The sequence below is a fragment of the Sulfitobacter sp. HI0040 genome (genome assembly GCF_001634885.1).
GTDB lineage: Bacteria > Pseudomonadota > Alphaproteobacteria > Rhodobacterales > Rhodobacteraceae > Sulfitobacter.
The window spans coordinates 1-18,064 of sequence record NZ_LWEX01000006.1; the positions used below are offsets into that span (position 1 = coordinate 1).

The 18,064-nt window shown below is 64.2% G+C and carries 20 protein-coding genes; 4 read left to right on the forward strand and 16 right to left on the reverse strand.

The genetic code is table 11. The features are described 5' to 3' along the window. Window positions 1–61 precede the first annotated feature (61 nt). The 15 genes from A3728_RS00540 to A3728_RS00610 form a co-directional block, all read right to left on the reverse strand. Complete coding sequence (locus tag A3728_RS00540) at window positions 62–457, reverse strand: MAPEG family protein (protein ID WP_067919274.1); 396 nt, start codon at window positions 455–457, stop codon at window positions 62–64. Further along, a complete protein-coding gene (locus tag A3728_RS00545; protein ID WP_067919276.1) occupies window positions 454–717 on the reverse strand; it encodes a hypothetical protein in 264 nt (87 codons plus the stop codon). Before A3728_RS00545 ends, A3728_RS00540 begins: the two co-directional genes overlap by 4 nt. A 9-nt stretch (window positions 718–726) precedes the next feature. Further along, the gene (locus A3728_RS00550) at window positions 727–1,110 is read right to left on the reverse strand and encodes an MAPEG family protein (protein WP_067919278.1); all 384 of its coding nucleotides are present in this window, start codon (window positions 1,108–1,110) and stop codon (window positions 727–729) included. A gap of 103 nt (window positions 1,111–1,213) precedes the next feature. Beyond that, a complete protein-coding gene (gene odhB / locus A3728_RS00555) occupies window positions 1,214–2,821 on the reverse strand; it encodes a 2-oxoglutarate dehydrogenase complex dihydrolipoyllysine-residue succinyltransferase (protein WP_067919280.1) in 1,608 nt (535 codons plus the stop codon). A gap of 2 nt (window positions 2,822–2,823) precedes the next feature. Beyond that, the gene (locus tag A3728_RS00560) at window positions 2,824–5,787 is read right to left on the reverse strand and encodes a 2-oxoglutarate dehydrogenase E1 component (protein WP_067919282.1); all 2,964 of its coding nucleotides are present in this window, start codon (window positions 5,785–5,787) and stop codon (window positions 2,824–2,826) included. A 34-nt stretch (window positions 5,788–5,821) separates the two neighbouring features. Next, the gene (locus A3728_RS00565) at window positions 5,822–6,679 is read right to left on the reverse strand and encodes an FkbM family methyltransferase (RefSeq protein WP_067919284.1); all 858 of its coding nucleotides are present in this window, start codon (window positions 6,677–6,679) and stop codon (window positions 5,822–5,824) included. A 45-nt stretch (window positions 6,680–6,724) separates the two neighbouring features. Further along, window positions 6,725–7,612, reverse strand: a complete 888-nt coding sequence (gene sucD, locus A3728_RS00570; protein WP_067919286.1) for a succinate--CoA ligase subunit alpha — start codon at window positions 7,610–7,612, stop codon at window positions 6,725–6,727. 113 nt (window positions 7,613–7,725) lie between these two features. Then, window positions 7,726–8,094, reverse strand: a complete 369-nt coding sequence (locus A3728_RS23370) for a hypothetical protein (protein WP_067919288.1) — start codon at window positions 8,092–8,094, stop codon at window positions 7,726–7,728. A gap of 25 nt (window positions 8,095–8,119) precedes the next feature. Further along, window positions 8,120–8,656, reverse strand: a complete 537-nt coding sequence (locus tag A3728_RS00580) for a hypothetical protein (RefSeq protein ID WP_082850880.1) — start codon at window positions 8,654–8,656, stop codon at window positions 8,120–8,122. Then, window positions 8,643–8,939: a hypothetical protein gene (locus A3728_RS00585; RefSeq protein WP_067919290.1), complete on the reverse strand. Its 297-nt coding sequence runs from the start codon at window positions 8,937–8,939 to the stop codon at window positions 8,643–8,645. The genes A3728_RS00580 and A3728_RS00585 overlap by 14 nt, the downstream gene beginning before the upstream one ends. Before the next feature lie 73 nt (window positions 8,940–9,012). Then, the gene (gene sucC / locus A3728_RS00590) at window positions 9,013–10,206 is read right to left on the reverse strand and encodes an ADP-forming succinate--CoA ligase subunit beta (RefSeq protein ID WP_067919292.1); all 1,194 of its coding nucleotides are present in this window, start codon (window positions 10,204–10,206) and stop codon (window positions 9,013–9,015) included. Window positions 10,207–10,439: 233 nt separating this feature from the next. Next, window positions 10,440–11,471 carry a MaoC family dehydratase gene (locus A3728_RS00595; protein ID WP_067919294.1) on the reverse strand — a complete coding sequence of 344 codons (1,032 nt, stop codon included), beginning with the start codon at window positions 11,469–11,471 and terminating at the stop codon, window positions 10,440–10,442. Then, window positions 11,471–11,674, reverse strand: coding sequence for a DUF1737 domain-containing protein (locus A3728_RS00600; RefSeq protein ID WP_067919296.1), 204 nt, complete (start codon window positions 11,672–11,674; stop codon window positions 11,471–11,473). The genes A3728_RS00595 and A3728_RS00600 overlap by 1 nt, the downstream gene beginning before the upstream one ends. A 25-nt stretch (window positions 11,675–11,699) precedes the next feature. After that, complete coding sequence (locus tag A3728_RS00605) at window positions 11,700–12,257, reverse strand: NnrU family protein (RefSeq protein WP_067919298.1); 558 nt, start codon at window positions 12,255–12,257, stop codon at window positions 11,700–11,702. Between the two features lie 4 nt (window positions 12,258–12,261). Continuing rightward, window positions 12,262–13,119 (reverse strand): HpcH/HpaI aldolase/citrate lyase family protein, encoded by an 858-nt coding sequence (locus tag A3728_RS00610; RefSeq protein WP_067919299.1) that lies wholly within the window; start codon window positions 13,117–13,119, stop codon window positions 12,262–12,264. A gap of 254 nt (window positions 13,120–13,373) precedes the next feature. Here A3728_RS00610 and A3728_RS00615 point away from each other — a divergent pair, with 254 nt between their 5' ends. The 4 genes from A3728_RS00615 (at window position 13,374) to A3728_RS00630 (ending at window position 17,206) form a co-directional block, all read left to right on the forward strand. Then, a complete protein-coding gene (locus A3728_RS00615) occupies window positions 13,374–13,709 on the forward strand; it encodes a hypothetical protein (protein WP_067919301.1) in 336 nt (111 codons plus the stop codon). A gap of 250 nt (window positions 13,710–13,959) precedes the next feature. Beyond that, window positions 13,960–15,072 (forward strand): PRC-barrel domain-containing protein, encoded by a 1,113-nt coding sequence (locus A3728_RS00620; RefSeq protein WP_067919303.1) that lies wholly within the window; start codon window positions 13,960–13,962, stop codon window positions 15,070–15,072. Between the two features lie 148 nt (window positions 15,073–15,220). Then, window positions 15,221–16,183 (forward strand): malate dehydrogenase, encoded by a 963-nt coding sequence (gene mdh, locus A3728_RS00625; RefSeq protein WP_067919305.1) that lies wholly within the window; start codon window positions 15,221–15,223, stop codon window positions 16,181–16,183. Window positions 16,184–16,396: 213 nt separating this feature from the next. Continuing rightward, window positions 16,397–17,206 (forward strand): enoyl-CoA hydratase, encoded by an 810-nt coding sequence (locus tag A3728_RS00630; protein ID WP_201722104.1) that lies wholly within the window; start codon window positions 16,397–16,399, stop codon window positions 17,204–17,206. Here A3728_RS00630 and A3728_RS00635 read toward each other — a convergent pair. After that, window positions 17,203–18,064 (reverse strand): amidohydrolase family protein (locus A3728_RS00635; RefSeq protein ID WP_067919310.1); only part of this gene is annotated, 862 nt, incomplete at its 5' end. The genes A3728_RS00630 and A3728_RS00635 overlap by 4 nt on opposite strands.

The following is an 18,064-nucleotide window of genomic DNA, read 5'->3' on the forward strand; positions in this document are numbered from 1 at the left end:
GTAGGGGGCGCTGCCCCCCGGCGCAAGCGCCGTCCCCCGGGATGAGGGGCCATTTGGAAGATCAGAAGAGGGCGGCGATCAGCATGATCGTGGTGGCGAGCAGGCCCACTGCCCAGATGATGCTGCGGTGCGGGCGCAGGCCCATGGCATAGGCCGGGACATAGGCAATCCGGGCGGCGAGGTAGATCCAGGCGCAGACCGTCGTGAGCGTGTTGCCCTGCCCCGAAATCGCGAGCACGCCTGCGGCGATGCCGAAGAGGACGAGCGCCTCGAAATGATTGTCGAAGGCCCGGCCCAGCCGCGCGGTGCGTTCCGACAGGGCGCGGGAGGGTTCGCGGTCCCGCGCGGACATGGTGTAGCCCGGCCCCAGTTCGAGATTGGCCGGAACCGCGTAGAGCACGAATTGCAAAAGCTGCAGCAGTGCCGCGAGGACGAGGACGGTAAGTTCCGGGGTCATTCGGTTTCAACGAAATAGGCGCGGGTGGCTGTAACGGTGCCGCCATCGTCGGAGGACAGCGCATCGGACCGGGCGAGCCATGCCTTGGCGCGATCCCGGTCGTTGACGGACATCAGCGTGATGGCATGGCCCGGATCATCGGCGTCCCGCCAGACCTGAAGCACCGTCAGCCCTGCCTCACGGCGGGAGCCCGCATCTTTGTCGAAGGCGGACCGCCACCGGGCGAAATCCGAGACATCATAGTGGCAGATCAATTGCATCGATGTGTCCTAGAGAGCCAGAAGATAGAGCGCCGCCGTCGCCGCAAAACCGATCAGCCACGCGACCGTCCGGATGCCGGTAAGGCCGAAGGCATAGGCCGGCAGATAGACGATCCGCGCCGCCAGAAAGACCTGCGCGGACAAGAGCGATGCGGCGGAACTGCGATCCAGCGCGGCGAGGATCAGCACCGCGGGGGCAAAGAGCGCCATGGCCGTGATCGAATTTTCCAGCGCGCGGGCGACCCGGGCGGTCATCCCCGTGGTGCTGCGCGTTTCATCGCGCGACGACATCAGATAGCCCAGCGACAACTGCCGGGTGGCGCCGAGAACCTGCAGCAGGATCGTGATCATCACGAGCAGGCCGTAGGCGGCAAGAATTGTCGTTTCGGTCATGGCATCGTCCTTTCACTTCCTGTCCCCGGGGGACCTCCGCCGCCAGTCTACATGAGCCGGCGGCGCGCGGCGACGGTTATGTCATCGGGGGCAGGCGGCCCGCTCAGAGGTCCATCAGCAGGCGCCGGGGGTCTTCCAGCGCCTCTTTCACGCGGACGAGGAAAGTCACCGCGCCCTTGCCGTCCACGATGCGGTGATCGTAGCTGAGTGCTAGGTACATCATCGGGCGGATCACGATCTCTCCGCCGACCACCATCGGGCGGTCCTGGATCTTGTGCATACCGAGGATGCCGGACTGCGGCGGGTTCAGGATCGGCGAGGACATGAGCGAGCCATAGACGCCGCCGTTGGAGATGGTGAAGGTGCCGCCCTGCATTTCGGCCATGGAAAGCTTGCCGTCGCGTGCTTTCGCGCCCTTTTCGGCGATGGCTTTCTCGATCTCGGCAAAGCTCATCTGGTCGGCATCGCGGATCACCGGCACCACGAGGCCCTGCGGCGTGCCCGCGGCGATGCCCATATGCACGAAGTTCTTGTAGACGATATCGGTGCCGTCGATTTCGGCGTTGACCTCGGGCACTTCCTTCAGGGCATGGCAGCAGGCCTTGGTGAAGAAGGACATAAAGCCAAGCTTCACCCCGTGTTTCTTCAGGAAGAGGTCTTTGTATTCGTCGCGCAACTCCATGACGCCGGTCATGTCCACCTCGTTGTAGGTGGTCAGGATGGCGGCGGTGTTCTGCGCGTCCTTCAGACGCCGGGCGATGGTCTGGCGCAGGCGGGTCATCTTGACCCGTTCCTCGCGCGCGGCATCATCGGCAGAAGAGGGCGCGCGCGGCGCCTGTTTGGCCTGTGGGGCATCCGGGGCGGCCCCGGCACTGGCCGATTTGCCCGCCTCGATGGCTTTGGCGACGTCTTCCTTCATCACGCGGCCGTCGCGGCCCGATCCGGTGACCTGATCGCGGCTCAGCCCGGCCTCGGCCATGGCCTTCTTGGCGGAGGGCGCGTCCTCGACATCCTTGCCACCACCGGCGGGTGCTTCCTGCGCGGCGGGGGCGGGCGCGTTTTCCTGCGCGCTGGCCGATGCGGCGGCCCCGGAGCCTGCATTGATCACCGCGAGCTTGCCGTTGGCCTGCACGGTGCTGCCTTCTTCGGCGAGGATCTCGCCCAGCGTGCCTGCGGCGGGGGCGGGGACTTCGACGCTCACCTTGTCGGTTTCCAACTCGCAGAGCATTTCATCCTGCGCGACGGTATCGCCGACCTTTTTGAACCATGTGGCAACGGTGGCCTCTGTCACGGATTCGCCCAGTGTGGGCACCATCACGTCGACGGAGCCGCCGGAGCCCGAAGCGCCGCCACCGTCCTTCGGGGCCTGCGCTTCTTCACGGGGGCGGGTTTCTTCGGGGCCCGCGTCCTTGGCCTTCGGCGGTTCGGCCTCTGCCGCGCTGTCCTTTTTGGCGGTGCCGCCGGATTTGCCATCGCCCTCCTCGATCGTGGCAAGCAGGGCGTCGACGCCGACCGTTTCGCCTTCGGCGGCGACGATCTCTCCCATGGTGCCCGCGACAGGGCTCGGCACTTCGACGGTGACCTTGTCGGTTTCCAACTCGCAGAGCATTTCGTCCACGGCGACGGAATCGCCCGGCTTCTTGAACCATGTGGCCACGGTGGCCTCGGTGACGGATTCGCCCAGCGTGGGCACGCGTACTTCGCTTGTCATGGTCAATTTCCTTTGATGGTCAGCGCCTCGTCCACGAGGGCGGCTTGTTGTGCTTTGTGCTGGCTCGCAAGGCCGGTCGCGGGCGAGGCGGCGGTGGCGCGGCCCACGTATTCGGGGCGGCCGTTCTTGGCCTTGATGCGGCCCAGCACCCATTCGATGTTGGGTTCGATGAAGGTCCAGGCACCCTGGTTCTTGGGCTCTTCCTGGCACCAGACCATTTCGGCCTGTTTGAACCGTTCCAGTTCCTTGACCGCCGATTGCGCCGGGAAAGGATAGAACTGCTCGAAGCGCAGCAGGTAGATGTCATCGATGCCGCGCGCGTCGCGCTCTTCCAGCAGGTCGAAATAGACCTTGCCCGAACACATCACCACGCGCTTGATCTTGTCGTCGGCCACCAGCTGCGTGTCCGAATTGCCGTGCTGCGCATCGTCCCACAACACGCGGTGGAAGGACGATCCGGTCTGGAACTCCTCCGCCGTGCTGATGGCCAGCTTGTGGCGCAGCAGCGATTTCGGCGTCATCAGGATCAGCGGTTTGCGGTAGCTGCGGTGCAACTGCCGGCGCAGGATGTGGAAATAGTTCGCCGGCGTGGTGCAATTAGCGACGATCCAGTTGTCGCCGCCGCACATCTGCAGGAAACGTTCCAAGCGCGCGCTGGAATGTTCCGGGCCCTGTCCTTCGTAGCCATGCGGCAGCAGACAGACGAGGCCGGACATCCGCAGCCATTTGCTTTCACCCGAAGAGATGAACTGGTCGAACATGATCTGCGCGCCGTTGGCGAAATCGCCGAACTGCGCTTCCCATGCGACCAGCGCGTTGGGTTCGGCCAGCGAATAGCCGTATTCGAAACCCAGCACGGCATATTCCGACAGCATCGAGTCGATGACTTCGTATTCCGCCTGACCTTCGCGGATGTGGTTCAGCGGATAGTAGCGATCTTCGTCCTGCTGGTTAATGAGCGCGGAATGGCGCTGGCTGAACGTGCCGCGGGTACTGTCCTGACCGGCAAGGCGCACCTTGTATCCTTCGGTCAGCAGTGAGCCGTAGGCGAGCGCCTCCCCCGTGGCCCAGTCAAAGCCCTTACCGCTTTCGAACATCTCCTTCTTGGCTTCCAGAAGCCGCCCGATCGTCTTATGCAGCGGGAAGCCTTCGGGCACCGTCGTGAGCGCCTCGCCGACCTCTTTCATTGTCTCGGGCGAGATGGCCGTCTTGCCGCGCTGGTACTTCTTCTTCTGTTGCCGGTCGAGGTGGGACCATTTGCCGTCCAGCCAGTCGGCCTTGTTGGGGCGGTAATCCTTGCCCGCCTCGAATTCCTCGTTCAGGTGGGCCTGGAACGCGGATTTCATATCCTCGATCTCGCCCACGGGGATCAGCCCATCCTTGATGAGCCGCTCGGTATAGAGCGTGAGTGTCGTCTTCTGCGACTTGATATGCTTGTACATCACCGGGTTGGTGAACATCGGCTCATCGCCTTCGTTGTGCCCGAACCGGCGGTAGCAGAACATGTCGATCACCACGTCCTTGCGGAACTTCTGGCGGAATTCGGTGGCGACACGCGCGGCGTGGACCACGGCCTCCGGGTCGTCGCCGTTGACGTGGAAGATCGGTGCCTCGACCACCAGCGCGTTGTCGGTGGGATAGGGCGAGGAACGCGAGAAATGCGGCGCGGTGGTAAAGCCGATCTGGTTGTTGACCACGATGTGCATTGTCCCGCCCGTCCGGTGCCCCTTGAGGCCGGAGAGCGCGAAACATTCCGCCACGACGCCCTGTCCGGCAAAGGCAGCATCGCCATGCAGCAGCACCGGCATGGCCGCGGTGCGGTCCTTGTCGCCCAGCTGATCCTGCTTGGCGCGGACCTTGCCCAGCACGACGGGATTGACCGCTTCGAGGTGGCTGGGGTTCGCGGTGAGCGACAGGTGCACCTCGTTGCCGTCGAACATACGGTCGGACGAGGCGCCGAGGTGGTATTTCACGTCACCCGAACCATCCACGTCCTCGGGCTTGAAGCTGCCGCCCTGAAATTCATTGAAGATGGCGCGGTAGGGTTTCTGCATCACGTTGGCCAGCACCGACAGGCGCCCCCGGTGGGGCATGCCGATGACGATGTCCTTGACGCCAAGCTGGCCGCCTCGCTTGATGATCTGCTCCATCGCGGGCACGAGGCTTTCGCCGCCGTCGAGGCCGAAGCGTTTGGTCCCCATGTATTTGACGTGCAGGAATTTCTCGAAGCCTTCGGCCTCCACCAGCTTGTTCAGGATCGCCTTGCGCCCTTCGCGGGTAAAGGAAATTTCCTTGCCGTAGCCTTCGATCCGTTCCTTCAGCCAGCCGGCCTGCTCCGGGTCCGAGATATGCATGTACTGCAGCGCGAATGTCCCGCAGTAGGTACGCTGCACGATATCGAGAATTTCGCGGAGCGTCGCGACTTCGAGGCCGAGCACGTTGTCGATGAAGATGGGCCGATCCATATCCGCGTCGGTGAAGCCGTAGGATTTCGGATCGAGCTCTTCATGTTTGCCGGTATCGCGCATGCCCAGCGGGTCGAGATCGGCCGCCAGATGTCCGCGGATACGGTAGGCGCGGATGATCATCAGCGCGCGGATACTGTCGAGCACCGCCAGCCTGACCTGCGCGTCCGTCACCTCGACGCCCTTTTCCTGCGCCTTGGCCTTGATCTTGTCCCCTGCGGCCTTGGTTTCCGCGGGGGCGGGCCACTGGCCGGTCAGCGCGCCGGTCAGGTCATCGGACGGCATGGGCGGCCAGTCGGCGCGCGCCCAACTGGGGCCCGCGGCTTCGGCCTTCACGTCGGTATCCGCGTCACCCATGGCGTCGAAGAAAGCCTGCCACGCTTCGTCCACCGCGCCGGGATCGTTGGCGTAGCGGGCATACATCGCCTCGAGGTATTCCGCGTTCTGCCCTTCCAGAAAGGACGAGGAGCGGAACTGGTCGTTGGCAGGTTGGTCGGTCATCTGAACTTCCTTTTCTGCGTCGAAGCGGCGCGGGTCAGCGCCGCGGTGCCGAAGTGGCAGGCGGCAGGTGTTGTGGGTGCACGGCGAAATAATTGAACGCCATGTAGGGATAGCTGCGGTAACTGGCAAACTGTGCGGCATCGATCGCGGGGCGGCCATAAGGCAGATCGAAAGCCGCGTATACCGCATAACCGAGGTCATCGGTCAGCCAGTGGAAGAGGGGTGCGGCGGGATCATCGGGGCCACCCGCCAGATCGGCATCGTGCCGCGCGCCGGCTTCGAACTGTATGAGCGGGCGGCAGCGGCGCAGCAGGGCCTCGCCCCCGCGCAGGGCGGGATATTCGTGGCCTTCCACGTCGATCTTGATGAAGTCGATGCGCGTATCGTCGCCCAGAATGTCATCCAGCCGCCGGGCGCGTACCCGCCGTTCGACCGTCCGCCCGCGGGAGGCGCGCCGGTCCAGCGCGCTGAAGCCCGGTTGGTCGAGGTTTTCGTGAAACGTCACCGCGCCCTCGGTATCTGACACCGCACATTCGATGACGGCCTTCGCTCCGAACCGGTCGCCCAGCATCTGCGCCTTGCCGGGGCTGGCCTCAATCATCCGGTGCTGGCCCCGGGTCAGCCGGTAATAGACCGAGCCGAGATGCGCCCCGATGTCGAGACAGTTCCAATCCGCCCCGATGCGGGCCTGCAGGACCGCGTTGACCATGGCGTCTTCGCGCGTCAGCAGGCCCAGTTCGGGGTTCCGCAAACTCCGCAGACCGCGCCACTGGTCGCGCAATGCCCCGGCCGCCCCACCCAGCGGCGAGGTTGCGATGCGATGCTTGAACCGCAGCGCGGAAAAGGTGCCGAATGCGGCGCTCTGGTCGGAAGGGGCAACGGTCTGGGTCATCGCGTAGATGCTCCTGATGCGCGGACGGCGGGTCCTGCAGGCCGGTCAGCCGCGGTCAATCGCTTCCTGCACGGCTTCGCCCAGTGTCGCGGGGCTGTCCGCCACCACGATACCGGCGCTGCGCATGGCTTCGATCTTGTCTTCGGCACCGCCTTTGCCACCGGCGACGATGGCGCCCGCATGGCCCATGCGGCGACCCGGAGGCGCCGTGCGGCCGGCAATGAAGCCCGCTGTCGGTTTCCAGCGGCCCTTCTTTTTTTCGTCGGCGAGGAATTGTGCCGCGTCCTCTTCGGCGGAGCCGCCGATTTCACCGATCATGATGATGCTTTGCGTCTCGTCATCGGCAAGGAACATTTCCAGCACGTCGATATGCTCGGTTCCCTTGATGGGGTCGCCGCCGATACCTACGGCAGAGGACTGGCCCAGCCCCATGTCGGTGGTCTGCTTGACCGCCTCGTAGGTCAGCGTGCCCGAGCGCGAAACCACCCCGCAGGACCCGCGCTTGTGGATATGGCCCGGCATGATGCCGATCTTGCAGGCGTCGGGCGTGATGACACCCGGGCAGTTCGGGCCGATCAGCCGTGACTTGCTCCCCTCCAGCGCGCGCTGCACGCGCATCATGTCGAGCACCGGAATGCCTTCGGTGATGCAGACGATCAGCTCCATTTCCGCGTCGATGGCTTCGAGGATCGAATCCGCCGCGAAGGGCGGCGGGACATAGATCACGGAGGCATTCGCCTCTGTCTTGGCCTTCGCCTCGTGGACGGAGTTGAACACCGGCAGGTCCAGATGGGTCTGGCCCCCTTTGCCCGGGGTCACGCCACCCACCATCTTCGTGCCGTAGGCGATGGCCTGTTCGGTGTGGAATGTCCCCTGTGAGCCGGTAAGGCCCTGGCAGATGACTTTGGTGTTTTCGTCGACGAGTACGGCCATTCGGTGGTTCCTTGGTTTTGAAGGCGATGGTCGGCGGCATCCTCATGCCGCCGTCGCGAGTAGTTGTCTTTCGTGTCGCGGTCGCGCGGCGGGCCGCCCGACCGGAAATAGTGTCAGTCGACGATCGGTTGTGCGCCTGTATAGACGTCACCCGGAACGCCGCAGTTCGTGCCGCCGAAGCCGTCGTAGCATGCCCCGCCGGTCACCACCGGGGCCGCGGCGACGGGCGCGGCGTAAACCGGCGCCTCGACGACGGGGGTGGCACCGACCGGCGCCGTGACGGTCGCTGCCGGTGCCGCCACGACGGGCGCGGAAACGAGGCTGCGCTGCGACAGGGCGGAGGCGCTGGGGTGCACCGCCTGCGGGCCATTGCGGACCGCCACGTCATAGCCATAGCCGCCGCAGGCCGCGATCGTTGCCGTCAGCCCGAGGCCGAGAACCGCCCTTGCGGCGCGTGTTTTCGTAGTGAGTGCAAAGTTCATCGTTCCACCCTTTCTCCGGTTGTGGTCATTCGCCCAGCCCCAGACCATCGTAGAGCCGGTCCACGGCCATGAAGGTTTCCTGCGTGGCATCATGGTTGCGGGTGCCAACGTGGACGACAGCGACCCGCCCGCGCAACAGTTCCCGGCCCTCGATCAGCGCGGTGCCCGGCTCTTCCGCGTGGGTGTCGGGCAGGGGGATCGCGTGACCGAATACCGGGGGTGTCGCCATCTGCTGGCGCAACGCGGCGATTGCGGCTTCGGTTTCATCACCGGGAAAGGCAACCTCGCACCGGCGTTCCACGCCGCGCGGGGCACCCTGCGGACGCGGCTCAAGGCTATCGTCCCAGAAAGTCAGCTGGAAAGGCAGCGGATCGCCTGCGGTTTCAGTCATGTTGGACCGGGCTTGCGCTTCGGTCTGGCCCGCCTTGAAGCACCATTGGTTGAACGCCTCGATCGCGGAAGCCGCCGGATCCGTGCCTGCGACAGCAGGGCCCGAAAGAAGGCCAACCGCCGTCAGGGTCAGGGCGGCCCGGCGTGGAAAGACGCCCTCAGAACAGGGCATCTTCATCCTCGACCAGTTCATCCAGCGCCCGCACAAGGATCAGCCCCGCGCCCATCACCAGAAGCGATCTTGCGATGGAGCCAGTCAGGTTGCCGGGCAGCACCCGGGCCAGCCCGTCGCGCGATTTACGCGCAACGCGGCGCAGGCCACGATCCCGCGATGTCCGTCCTTCGGTGCTGGGCAGTTCCAGCGCCTGCGGCTGCCACTGACGGATCAACAGCCCGATTCCGACGAGCGCGAGGCCCGCGATGATGGGGGAGGATTGAGGAGGAGGGTTTTGCATTAGCACATGCCCTTGTTATCGCGTGAACCGGAACGGCGGGGCACCGCGCCCACTGGCCGCGCCCGCATCCGCATCACCCCTTGACCGCCTTCACGATCTTCTGGGCACCATCTTTCAGATCGTCGGCGGCGATGACATCGAGGCCGGAGTTGTTGATGATCTCCTTGCCCTTTTCGACGTTGGTGCCTTCGAGGCGCACGACCAGCGGCACTTCGAGGCCGACTTCCTTCACGGCGGAAACCACGCCTTCCGCGATCACGTCACAGCGCATGATACCGCCGAAGATATTGACGAGGATCCCCTTCACCTGCGGGTCGGAGGTGATGATCTTGAAGGCTTCGGTTACCTTCTCCTTCGTCGCGCCACCGCCCACGTCGAGGAAGTTGGCCGGTTCCGCGCCATAAAGCTTGATGATGTCCATGGTCGCCATGGCGAGGCCCGCGCCGTTGACCATGCATCCGATTTCCCCGTCCAGCGCGATGTAGTTCAGATCGTACTTGGAGGCTTCCAGCTCCTTGGGGTCTTCTTCGGTGGTGTCGCGCAGATCGGCGATGTCGTTGTGGCGGTAAATCGCGTTGCCGTCGAAGCTGACCTTGGCGTCCAGCACCTTCAGGTCGCCGCTGTCGGTCACGATCAGGGGGTTGATCTCCAGCATCTCCATGTCCTTCTCGACGAAGGCTTTGTAGAGCAGGCCCATCAGGCCGACGCATTGCTTGATTTGCTTGCCTTCCAGCCCCAGCGCAAAGGCGATGCGGCGTCCGTGGAACGGCTGGTAGCCGGTGGCGGGATCAACGCTGAAGGACAGGATCTTGTCGGGGGTCGAGGCCGCGACCTCTTCGATGTCCATGCCGCCCTCGGTCGAGCAGACGAAGGAAATGCGGCTCGTCACGCGGTCCACCAGAAGGGCGAGGTAAAGCTCCGTCTCGATGCCGGAGCCGTCTTCGATGTAGATTCGGTTCACCTGTTTGCCGGCGGGGCCGGTCTGATGTGTCACCAGCGTGCGGCCCAGCATCTTGCGGGCCTCCTGCGCCGCTTCCTCCACCGATTTGGTCAGGCGCACGCCGCCCTTGTCGCCGGCATCGGCTTCCTTGAACTTGCCCTTGCCCCGGCCCCCGGCGTGGATCTGCGCTTTCACCACCCAAAGCGGTCCATCCATTTCGCCCGCCGCCGTCTTCGCGTCTTCGGCTTTCAGCACGACCCGGCCGTCTGACACGGGTGCGCCGTAGCTGCGCAGAAGGGCTTTGGCCTGGTATTCATGGATATTCATATGGAACGGTCCCGTCTTTGTTTGCGGTTCGGTCGCAAGATACGTTCATCTCACGTGGCTCGGAAACGACAATTTCCAAGTATTACTGGTTTGGCCAGTCAAAAGCGACATTTGTGATCACAGAAAAAATCGTGTGATCACAAGGTTCGCGAAATGGGTGTGGCACTGCGGGCCTCGGGCAGAATCGCTTTGATTCCAGCCTGTCGTATCCCGGTAAGGCCCGTGACGGGGCGTCAGCAGGGTATCAGCGCCCAATAGTCGAGGTCGAGCAACACCTCGGGCCGGTACTTGCCATCGTCGCCCCGCAGGTCGAACGGCGCGCCGCCCTTGGTCGCCACCAGCCGCAGGCGCAGGGCACCGACGCCGGGGGCGTCCGTCTCGGCCTTGTCCAGCACCTCGGACCATGCGCGGATCGTATCGCCCGCCAGACAGGGGTTCGCATGTGCCCCCCCGTTCAGCCCCACGATCATTTGCGCGTTCGCCAGACCGTTGAAACTGAGCGCGCGCGCCATGGAAATCACATGCCCCCCGTAGATAAGGCGGCTGCCGTCGGGCCGGGCGGAGGTGTCGAAATGCACCTTTGCCGTGTTCTGCCAAAGCCGCGTGGCGATCATATGCTCGGCTTCTTCGACCGTCACACCGTCCACGTGGTCGATGCGTTCGCCAGTCTCATAATCGCCCCACCGATGCGGCTCCCCCGCGAGGGGGAAATCGTACCGCGAGAAATCGAGGCCCTCGGGCACCACCAGATCCTTTGCCGACAGCGCATCGGGCAGTTCCGGCACCGTGGTCTCGGGCGCGGGGGCGTTCGCGTCGCGCTTGCGCACCATGACCCAGCGCACGTAGTCCAGCACCTCTTCGTCATTCTGGTTCAACCCGGTGGTCCTGACCCAGACGACCCCGGTCTTGCCATTGGAATTCTGCTTGAGGCCGATCACCTCCGATTGCGCGCGCAGCGTGTCCCCGGGCCAGACCGGCTTCAGCCAGCGCCCCTGCGCATAGCCGAGGTTGGCCACCGCGTTCAGCGATACGTCGGGCACCGTCTTGCCGAAAACCACGTGGAACGCCGCGAGGTCGTCGATGGGGCTGGCCTTCAGCCCGCAGGCCCGCCCGAACTGGTCCGACGAATAGAGCGCATGCCGCGCGGGGTAGAGCGCGTGATAGAGCGCCCGCTCACCCGCGCCGACTGTGCGCGGGACGGCATGGATGAGCGTTTCGCCCAGACGGTAGTCTTCGAAGAAGCGGCCCGCGTTGGTCTTGTCCATCACTGGGCCCCCAGTTTCATCGACGGATCATAGGTGCCTTCGACCTCCTTGGTGACGGCCTGACCGCAGCGCATGACGCCTGCCTTGTGGTCCCATGTCTGCGTGGGTGTGCCGTAAAGCTCCCATCCCTTGCTGAGGGCTTCGGTGACCTTGTGGCAAAAGGCGGATGTGTCGTCTTCGGACAGGAAACGGTAGATCTTCATGCGTGAACCTCGGCGATAGGGGGCGTCAGCCGGCGAAAGGATTGACGCCCAGCCAGATATGAATGGCGGTGATGATCACAAAGGTCACCACGGTGATGACGGCAAGCCGGATATAGGTGGCCCGGCCCGCGTGGGGCGGCGGCGTCCAGTCGGGCTCCGTGCGGTTGATCAGGATCACGCTGACCACGGCCCATGCCAACAATGACCCGAAGAGCACGATCGAGGCGAGATCGCCGTTCACCAGCAAATGGGCGGCGGCCCAGATTTTCACGGCGAGCAGCTGCGGATGCCTTGTGCGGTTGGCGGGCCATGCCTTGGCCCCCTTGGCCGCGCTGGAACCATAGACCCAGAGGGCAAGCACCATGGCGAGGTTGTTGATATGCACGAAGAACACGGGCGGCTGCCAGACCGGGATGAAATCGGCCCAGCGGTAGCCGATGATCATCAGTACGAGGCCGATCAGAACGCCGATGGCGATGAGGCCCTTGCCGCGTTTGTCCATGCGGGCGCGGGCGTCGGGTGCGATGAAGCGGAACCAATGCGCGCCGACCCAGAATAGCAGTCCGAGGATGAGAAGGGTCATGCGCTTAACCTTCCTTCAGGGCTTCGATGGCGTCGAGCTTGGCGAGGGTCTCGCGCGCCGTGGCCACATGCAGGTTTTCGACGATCCGCCCATCGACGACCGCGACGCTCTGACCGCTGGCCTGCACCGCTTCGAAGGCTTCGATCTGGCGCCGGGCAAGGTCCGCCTCCGCCTCGGAGGGGGAGAAGACCTCATTCGCGATGTCGAGTTGCGCGGGATGGATGAGCGTCTTGCCGTCAAAGCCCATGTCACGCCCCTGTTCGGATTCGGCGCGCAACCCGTCCTCATCCTTGAAGGCGTTATAGACACCGTCGACAATCGCGATCCCATGGGCCTTGGCGGCCAGAACGCAGAGGCCAAGCCCGGTGGCGAGCGGCGCACGATCCGGTCGGAAGCGCGTCTGCAGTTCCTTGGCCAGATCGTTCGTGCCCATGACCATCGCCTGCAACTGGCGGTGCGCGGCGATGGCGGCGGCGTTCAGCATCGCGCCGGGGGTTTCCATCATCGCCCAGAGCGGCAAATCGCCCACGATCTCCGCCAACGCTTCGAGATCGCCGGGATTGCCCACCTTGGGCAGCAGGATGGCATCTGGCGCCATGGCGGCGGCGGCACGGGCATCGTCCTCGCCCCATTCGGTATCGAGCCCGTTGATGCGGATGACCTTCAGCCGGTTGCCATACCCGCCTTCGCTGAGCGCGGCGGCCAGCGTGTCCCGGGCGGCGGTTTTCTCGTCCGGGGAAACGGCGTCCTCCAGATCGAAAATGATCGCATCGCAGGCAAGACCCCGCGCCTTGTCCAGCGCCCGGGGTTTCGAGCCGGGGATGTAGAGGACGGACCGCAGGGGGCGGGACAGGCTTGGCATCGGGCAAACTCCGGCAGGTGGAAACATTGTTGCGCGCAAAGGGGCATTTTTTTCCGATTAGTTCAAGGCTTTTTCTGCCGCAGTGCAGCGATAGCAGCCAGCGCGCGCTGCGTTAACCGAACCTTCAAGGCTGGGGCGCAGTCTTTGCCTGTCGTCCGATGCAGCAGTAGCAGGCGGGCGCCACGACGGGCCAAAGGCTTCGCGTTCAGATCTCCCGCGGGGCCTCGCCGAAACATCGAGGGAAGGGCAGAACCATGTGTCAGGCAACCAAGGTACTTCATCTCGCGGGGCTTACAGCCGCGGCAGCGGTCTTGCTGGCAATGACAACGGATGTGGCCGCCGCGCCCTCGGGGCGTAGCTGCGGCCCGCGCGATACGGTGGTCAGCCGCCTTGCGGAGGGCTACGGCGAAACGCGCCGTTCCGTGGGGCTGGCGACGGATCAATCGATGATCGAGGTTTTCGCCTCCTCCGACACGGGCAGTTGGACGATCACGGTCACGGAACCCGGGGGGCTGACCTGTCTTGTCGCCTCCGGGGGCGCGTTCGAGGATCTGGGGTATGACCTGCCCCTGCCGGGGATCGAGGTTTGATTTAAGAGGTCCCTGAGGGCTCCTTTTCCCTCAGGCTTTGCCTCGCCGGCCGTCCCGGAACCTTCTTTTAGACATACCAATTCAGTGAACTGGCCGCCCGGGATGCACGTTTTTCGCGAATCTGCAGGGGCCGTTTGCGGAACTCCGCTCACCCGCTCCCTGATCGTCACAGGGGCCGGGAACCGAATGACGCAATCGAGGTTATTCGGTCAGGAGAGTGAATACCGCTCGACAAGTAGGAGTTCTAATTATGAAACGTTTTCTCAGCACCACGGCCGTCCTTCTGACGATGTCCGGCGCGGCCTATGCCGACGCCCACACCAATGCTTTCGGCGCGGTGACATTTCAGGAAGGCGACTTTTTCGCATCTGACCTGATCGGCATGCGCATTTACAACTCGGAAACCGAGGTCGATGAAAACATGATGATCGCCGACGGTGGCGAGCAGGAATGGGACGACATCGGTGAAATCAACGACATCATCGTGAGCCAGGACGGCGAAGTGACCGCCGTGATCCTCGGCATCGGCGGTTTCCTCGGCATCGGCGAACGTGACGTGGCCATCGACATGGACAGCATCCGCATCGTCCGTGAGGAAGGTGATTCCAATGATCGTTTCCTCGTTGTGAGCACCTCGCAGGAAATGCTGGAGCAGGCACCCGAGTTCGAGCGTAACATGAACGCGGATGTGGACATGAACACCGACGCGAATGTCGACGCGAACGCCGATGCGACTGTGACCACGACCACCACGGCAGTGACCGACACGGCGGAAAATATCGAAGCCGAGACCGAGGAGATGGCCGCTGAAGTAGAGGCCGAAACCACGGAACTGGCGGCTGAAGCCGAAGCCGAGACCGAGCAGATGGCCGCCGAAGTAGAGGCCGAGACCGAGCAGATGGCGGCCGAGGCAGAAGCCGAGACCGAAGAGATGGCTGCCGAAGTGGAAGCCGAGGTTGAGGCCGACACCACGGTGGGAGGAACTGCTGCTACCGGTGGCGCGACCCTCACCACCGATATGGACCGCCCGCTGCTGACCCGCCCCCTGGTGGAGCGTGACGGCTACCAGGAGGTTGACGCCGCAATGGTACGCCAGATGACAGCTGACGATCTTGAAAACGCCCGCATCTACGGCGTGAACGATGAAGACATCGGTGAAATCGAAGAGCTGCTGGTGAATGACAACGGCGAGATCGACCGCGTGCTGATCGACGTCGGCGGCTTCCTCGGCATGGGCGAGCGCCGCGTGGCCGTGTCCTTCGAGGAACTGCAGGTTCTGCGCAACGCCGAAGGCAACGATGTACGCATCTACATCGACAGCACCGAAGAGGCGCTGGAATCGCTGCCCGAATATCAGGGCTGATACGCAGTCATCCAGATTGGGGGCCGTTCTTCGGAGCGGCCCTTTTTCTTTGCCTGCAGGGGCTTTGACCACGCCCGCGCAGGCAACTTGCAGCAGCTTGGACATTTCGGTATCCCCGCCCCGAAACAACTCTGTTGGAGATACCACCATGGCCAGACCCAAGATCGCGCTCATCGGCGCCGGGCAGATCGGCGGCACGCTTGCCCATCTCGCCGCGCTGAAGGAACTGGGCGACGTCGTCCTGTTCGACATTGCCGAGGGGATACCCGAGGGCAAGGCGCTCGACATCGCCGAATCCGGTCCCGCGGCCAAGTTCGATGCCCGGATGTCCGGCACGCAGGACTACGCGGATATCGCGGGCGCGGATGTCTGCATCGTGACCGCCGGGGTCGCCCGCAAGCCGGGGATGAGCCGTGATGACCTGCTGGGCATCAACCTCAAGGTCATGAAATCCGTGGGCGAGGGCATTGCCCAGCATGCGCCTGACGCTTTCGTCATCTGCATCACCAACCCGCTGGACGCGATGGTCTGGGCGCTGCGCGAATTCTCCGGCCTGCCGCATGAAAAGGTCTGCGGCATGGCGGGCGTGCTCGACAGCGCGCGGTTCCGCCACTTTCTCGCCAGCGAGTTCGACGTGTCCATGAAAGACGTCACCGCCTTCGTTCTGGGAGGCCATGGCGATACGATGGTGCCGCTGGTGCGCTATTCGACCGTTGCGGGCATCCCGCTGCCCGACCTCGTCAAAATGGGCTGGACCACGCAGGACAAGCTCGACGCCATCGTGCAGCGCACCCGTGACGGCGGGGCCGAAATCGTGGGCCTGCTGAAGACCGGTTCGGCCTTCTACGCACCCGCCACCTCGGCGATCGAAATGGCGGAAAGCTATCTGAAAGACCAAAAGCGCGTCCTGCCCTGCGCGGCCTATGTGGACGGGGCCTATGGCCTCAAGGGTTTCTACGTCGGCGTTCCCACGGTGATCGGGGCCGGTGGCGTGGAACGCATCGTCGAGATCAAGATGAACAAGGAAGAGCAGTCCATGTTCGACAATTCCGTGAACGCCGTGAAAGGCCTTGTCGAAGCCTGCAAGGGCATCGACGATTCGCTGAAGTAAACCGACCGCCTTGGGCGGGGTTCAGGGGCGTGCCGACCGGCGCGCCCCTTTTCGTTGCGCAGAACCCAAACCACGATGCCCCCTTCCAAAGGGCCCAAAATCCCGGGGTCCGGGGCTGGCCCCGGCCTGCGCCCCGCTGCACCCATTTCCGCGGCGATTGATTTGTCCGCCCTTCCACCCCAAACTGCTCCCATGATCAAAGGGAGCACGGCGATGGAACAGGAACTGGCCCGTATCGAAACGGCGCATAAGGTCGCCTGGATCACCCTCGCGCGGCCCGCGGCACGCAACAGCCTGTCGCTCGCGATGCTGGACCGGCTGCATCACGCCATCGAGACACTGGGGCGCGACGACCAGGTTCATGTCATCGTCATCGCGGCGGAGGGGCCTGCCTTTTGCGCGGGCCATGACCTCAAGGAACTGACCGCCGCGCGGGCGGAGGCGGATCGGGGTCGGGCCTTTTTCACCGAAACGATGGACCGCTGCGCAAGGCTGATGATGTCAATCGTGCAATGCCCCAAGCCCGTCATCGCGTCTGTGCAGGGCATTGCCACGGCGGCGGGCTGCCAGTTGGTGGCGACCTGCGATCTGGCGGTTGCGTCGGAGGAGGCCCGGTTCGCCACGCCGGGCGTCAATATCGGGCTTTTCTGTTCCACCCCCATGGTGGCCCTGTCACGCAACGTGTCGCGCAAACAGGCGATGAAAATGCTGCTGACCGGAGAGATGATCCCGGCCTCCGAGGCGCTGGCCCAGGGGCTAGTGTCCGATGTCGTGGCGGCCGAGGATCTGCGCGCGGAGACCGAGAAGCTGGCCCGGGCGATTGCTGAGAAATCCCCCGCCACCCTGCGGATCGGCAAGGAAGCGTTCTATCGTCAGGTAGAGATGCCGCTGCCCGAGGCCTATGCTTTCACCGCGCAGGTCATGGTGGAAAACATGCTGGAACCCGATGCGGAAGAGGGCATCGGGGCCTTCGTCGAAAAACGCGTGCCGGAATGGCGCCCGCTTGGGGGCGGAGAGGGCTAGAGGGGCGCGCGCCCCCGCACCACCTGCGGCAGCCGGTTCGCGGGCGGGGTGTTGCGGCTGCGCAGGGAGCGCACCTCGCCGTCGATTACCGTCATTCCGACGCCCGGCAGGTTACCCAGTTGCACCGAGTCCAGCATGTCCTTGCCGGGGGCGTGCTGCGCCTGATCCAGCAGTACGAAGTCGGCGCATTTGCCCTTTTCGATCAACCCGGTATCCAGCTTGCGCTGCCGTGCGGTGTTGCCGTTGCCAAAGCAGAAGGCGACCTCTGCCGGGACATTGCCGAGCGAGGACAGCATGGCGATCATCCGCAGGATGCCCAGCGGCTGCACGCCCGATCCGGCGGGCCCATCCGTTCCCAGAATGATCTGATCGAGCTTGTCGAGCTCGCGCGCTGTGTTCAGCGTCAGCAAAGCGGCGCGTTCGTTGCCGTTGTGCACGATCTCAAGCGCTGCCTTGCAGCTTTCGCAAAGGCAGACGATCTGGTCATCGGGCAGGGCGGAATGGCCTCCGTTGATATGGCCGACAACATCCGTGCCCGTTTCCAGCACCATGTCCGCATCGATCAGCCCCGACCCGGGGATCGACGGCCCGCCGGTGTGGATCGTGCTCTGGATGCCGTATTTGCGCGCCCAGCCGACCATCTGCGCGGCGGTCTTGCCGTCCTTCACGGTGCCGAGGCCCACTTCGCCCAAGAGGGTGACGCCAGCCTTGGCCAACTCGGCAAAGTCTTCCTCCACCATGCCATGTTCGATGACGGGCGCGCCCGCGTGGACCTTGACGCCCGAGGGGCGGAAATTCTCGTACCAGCGCTGTGATGCGATCGCCATCGCCTTTAGGCCGACGACGTCCTTCGGGCGG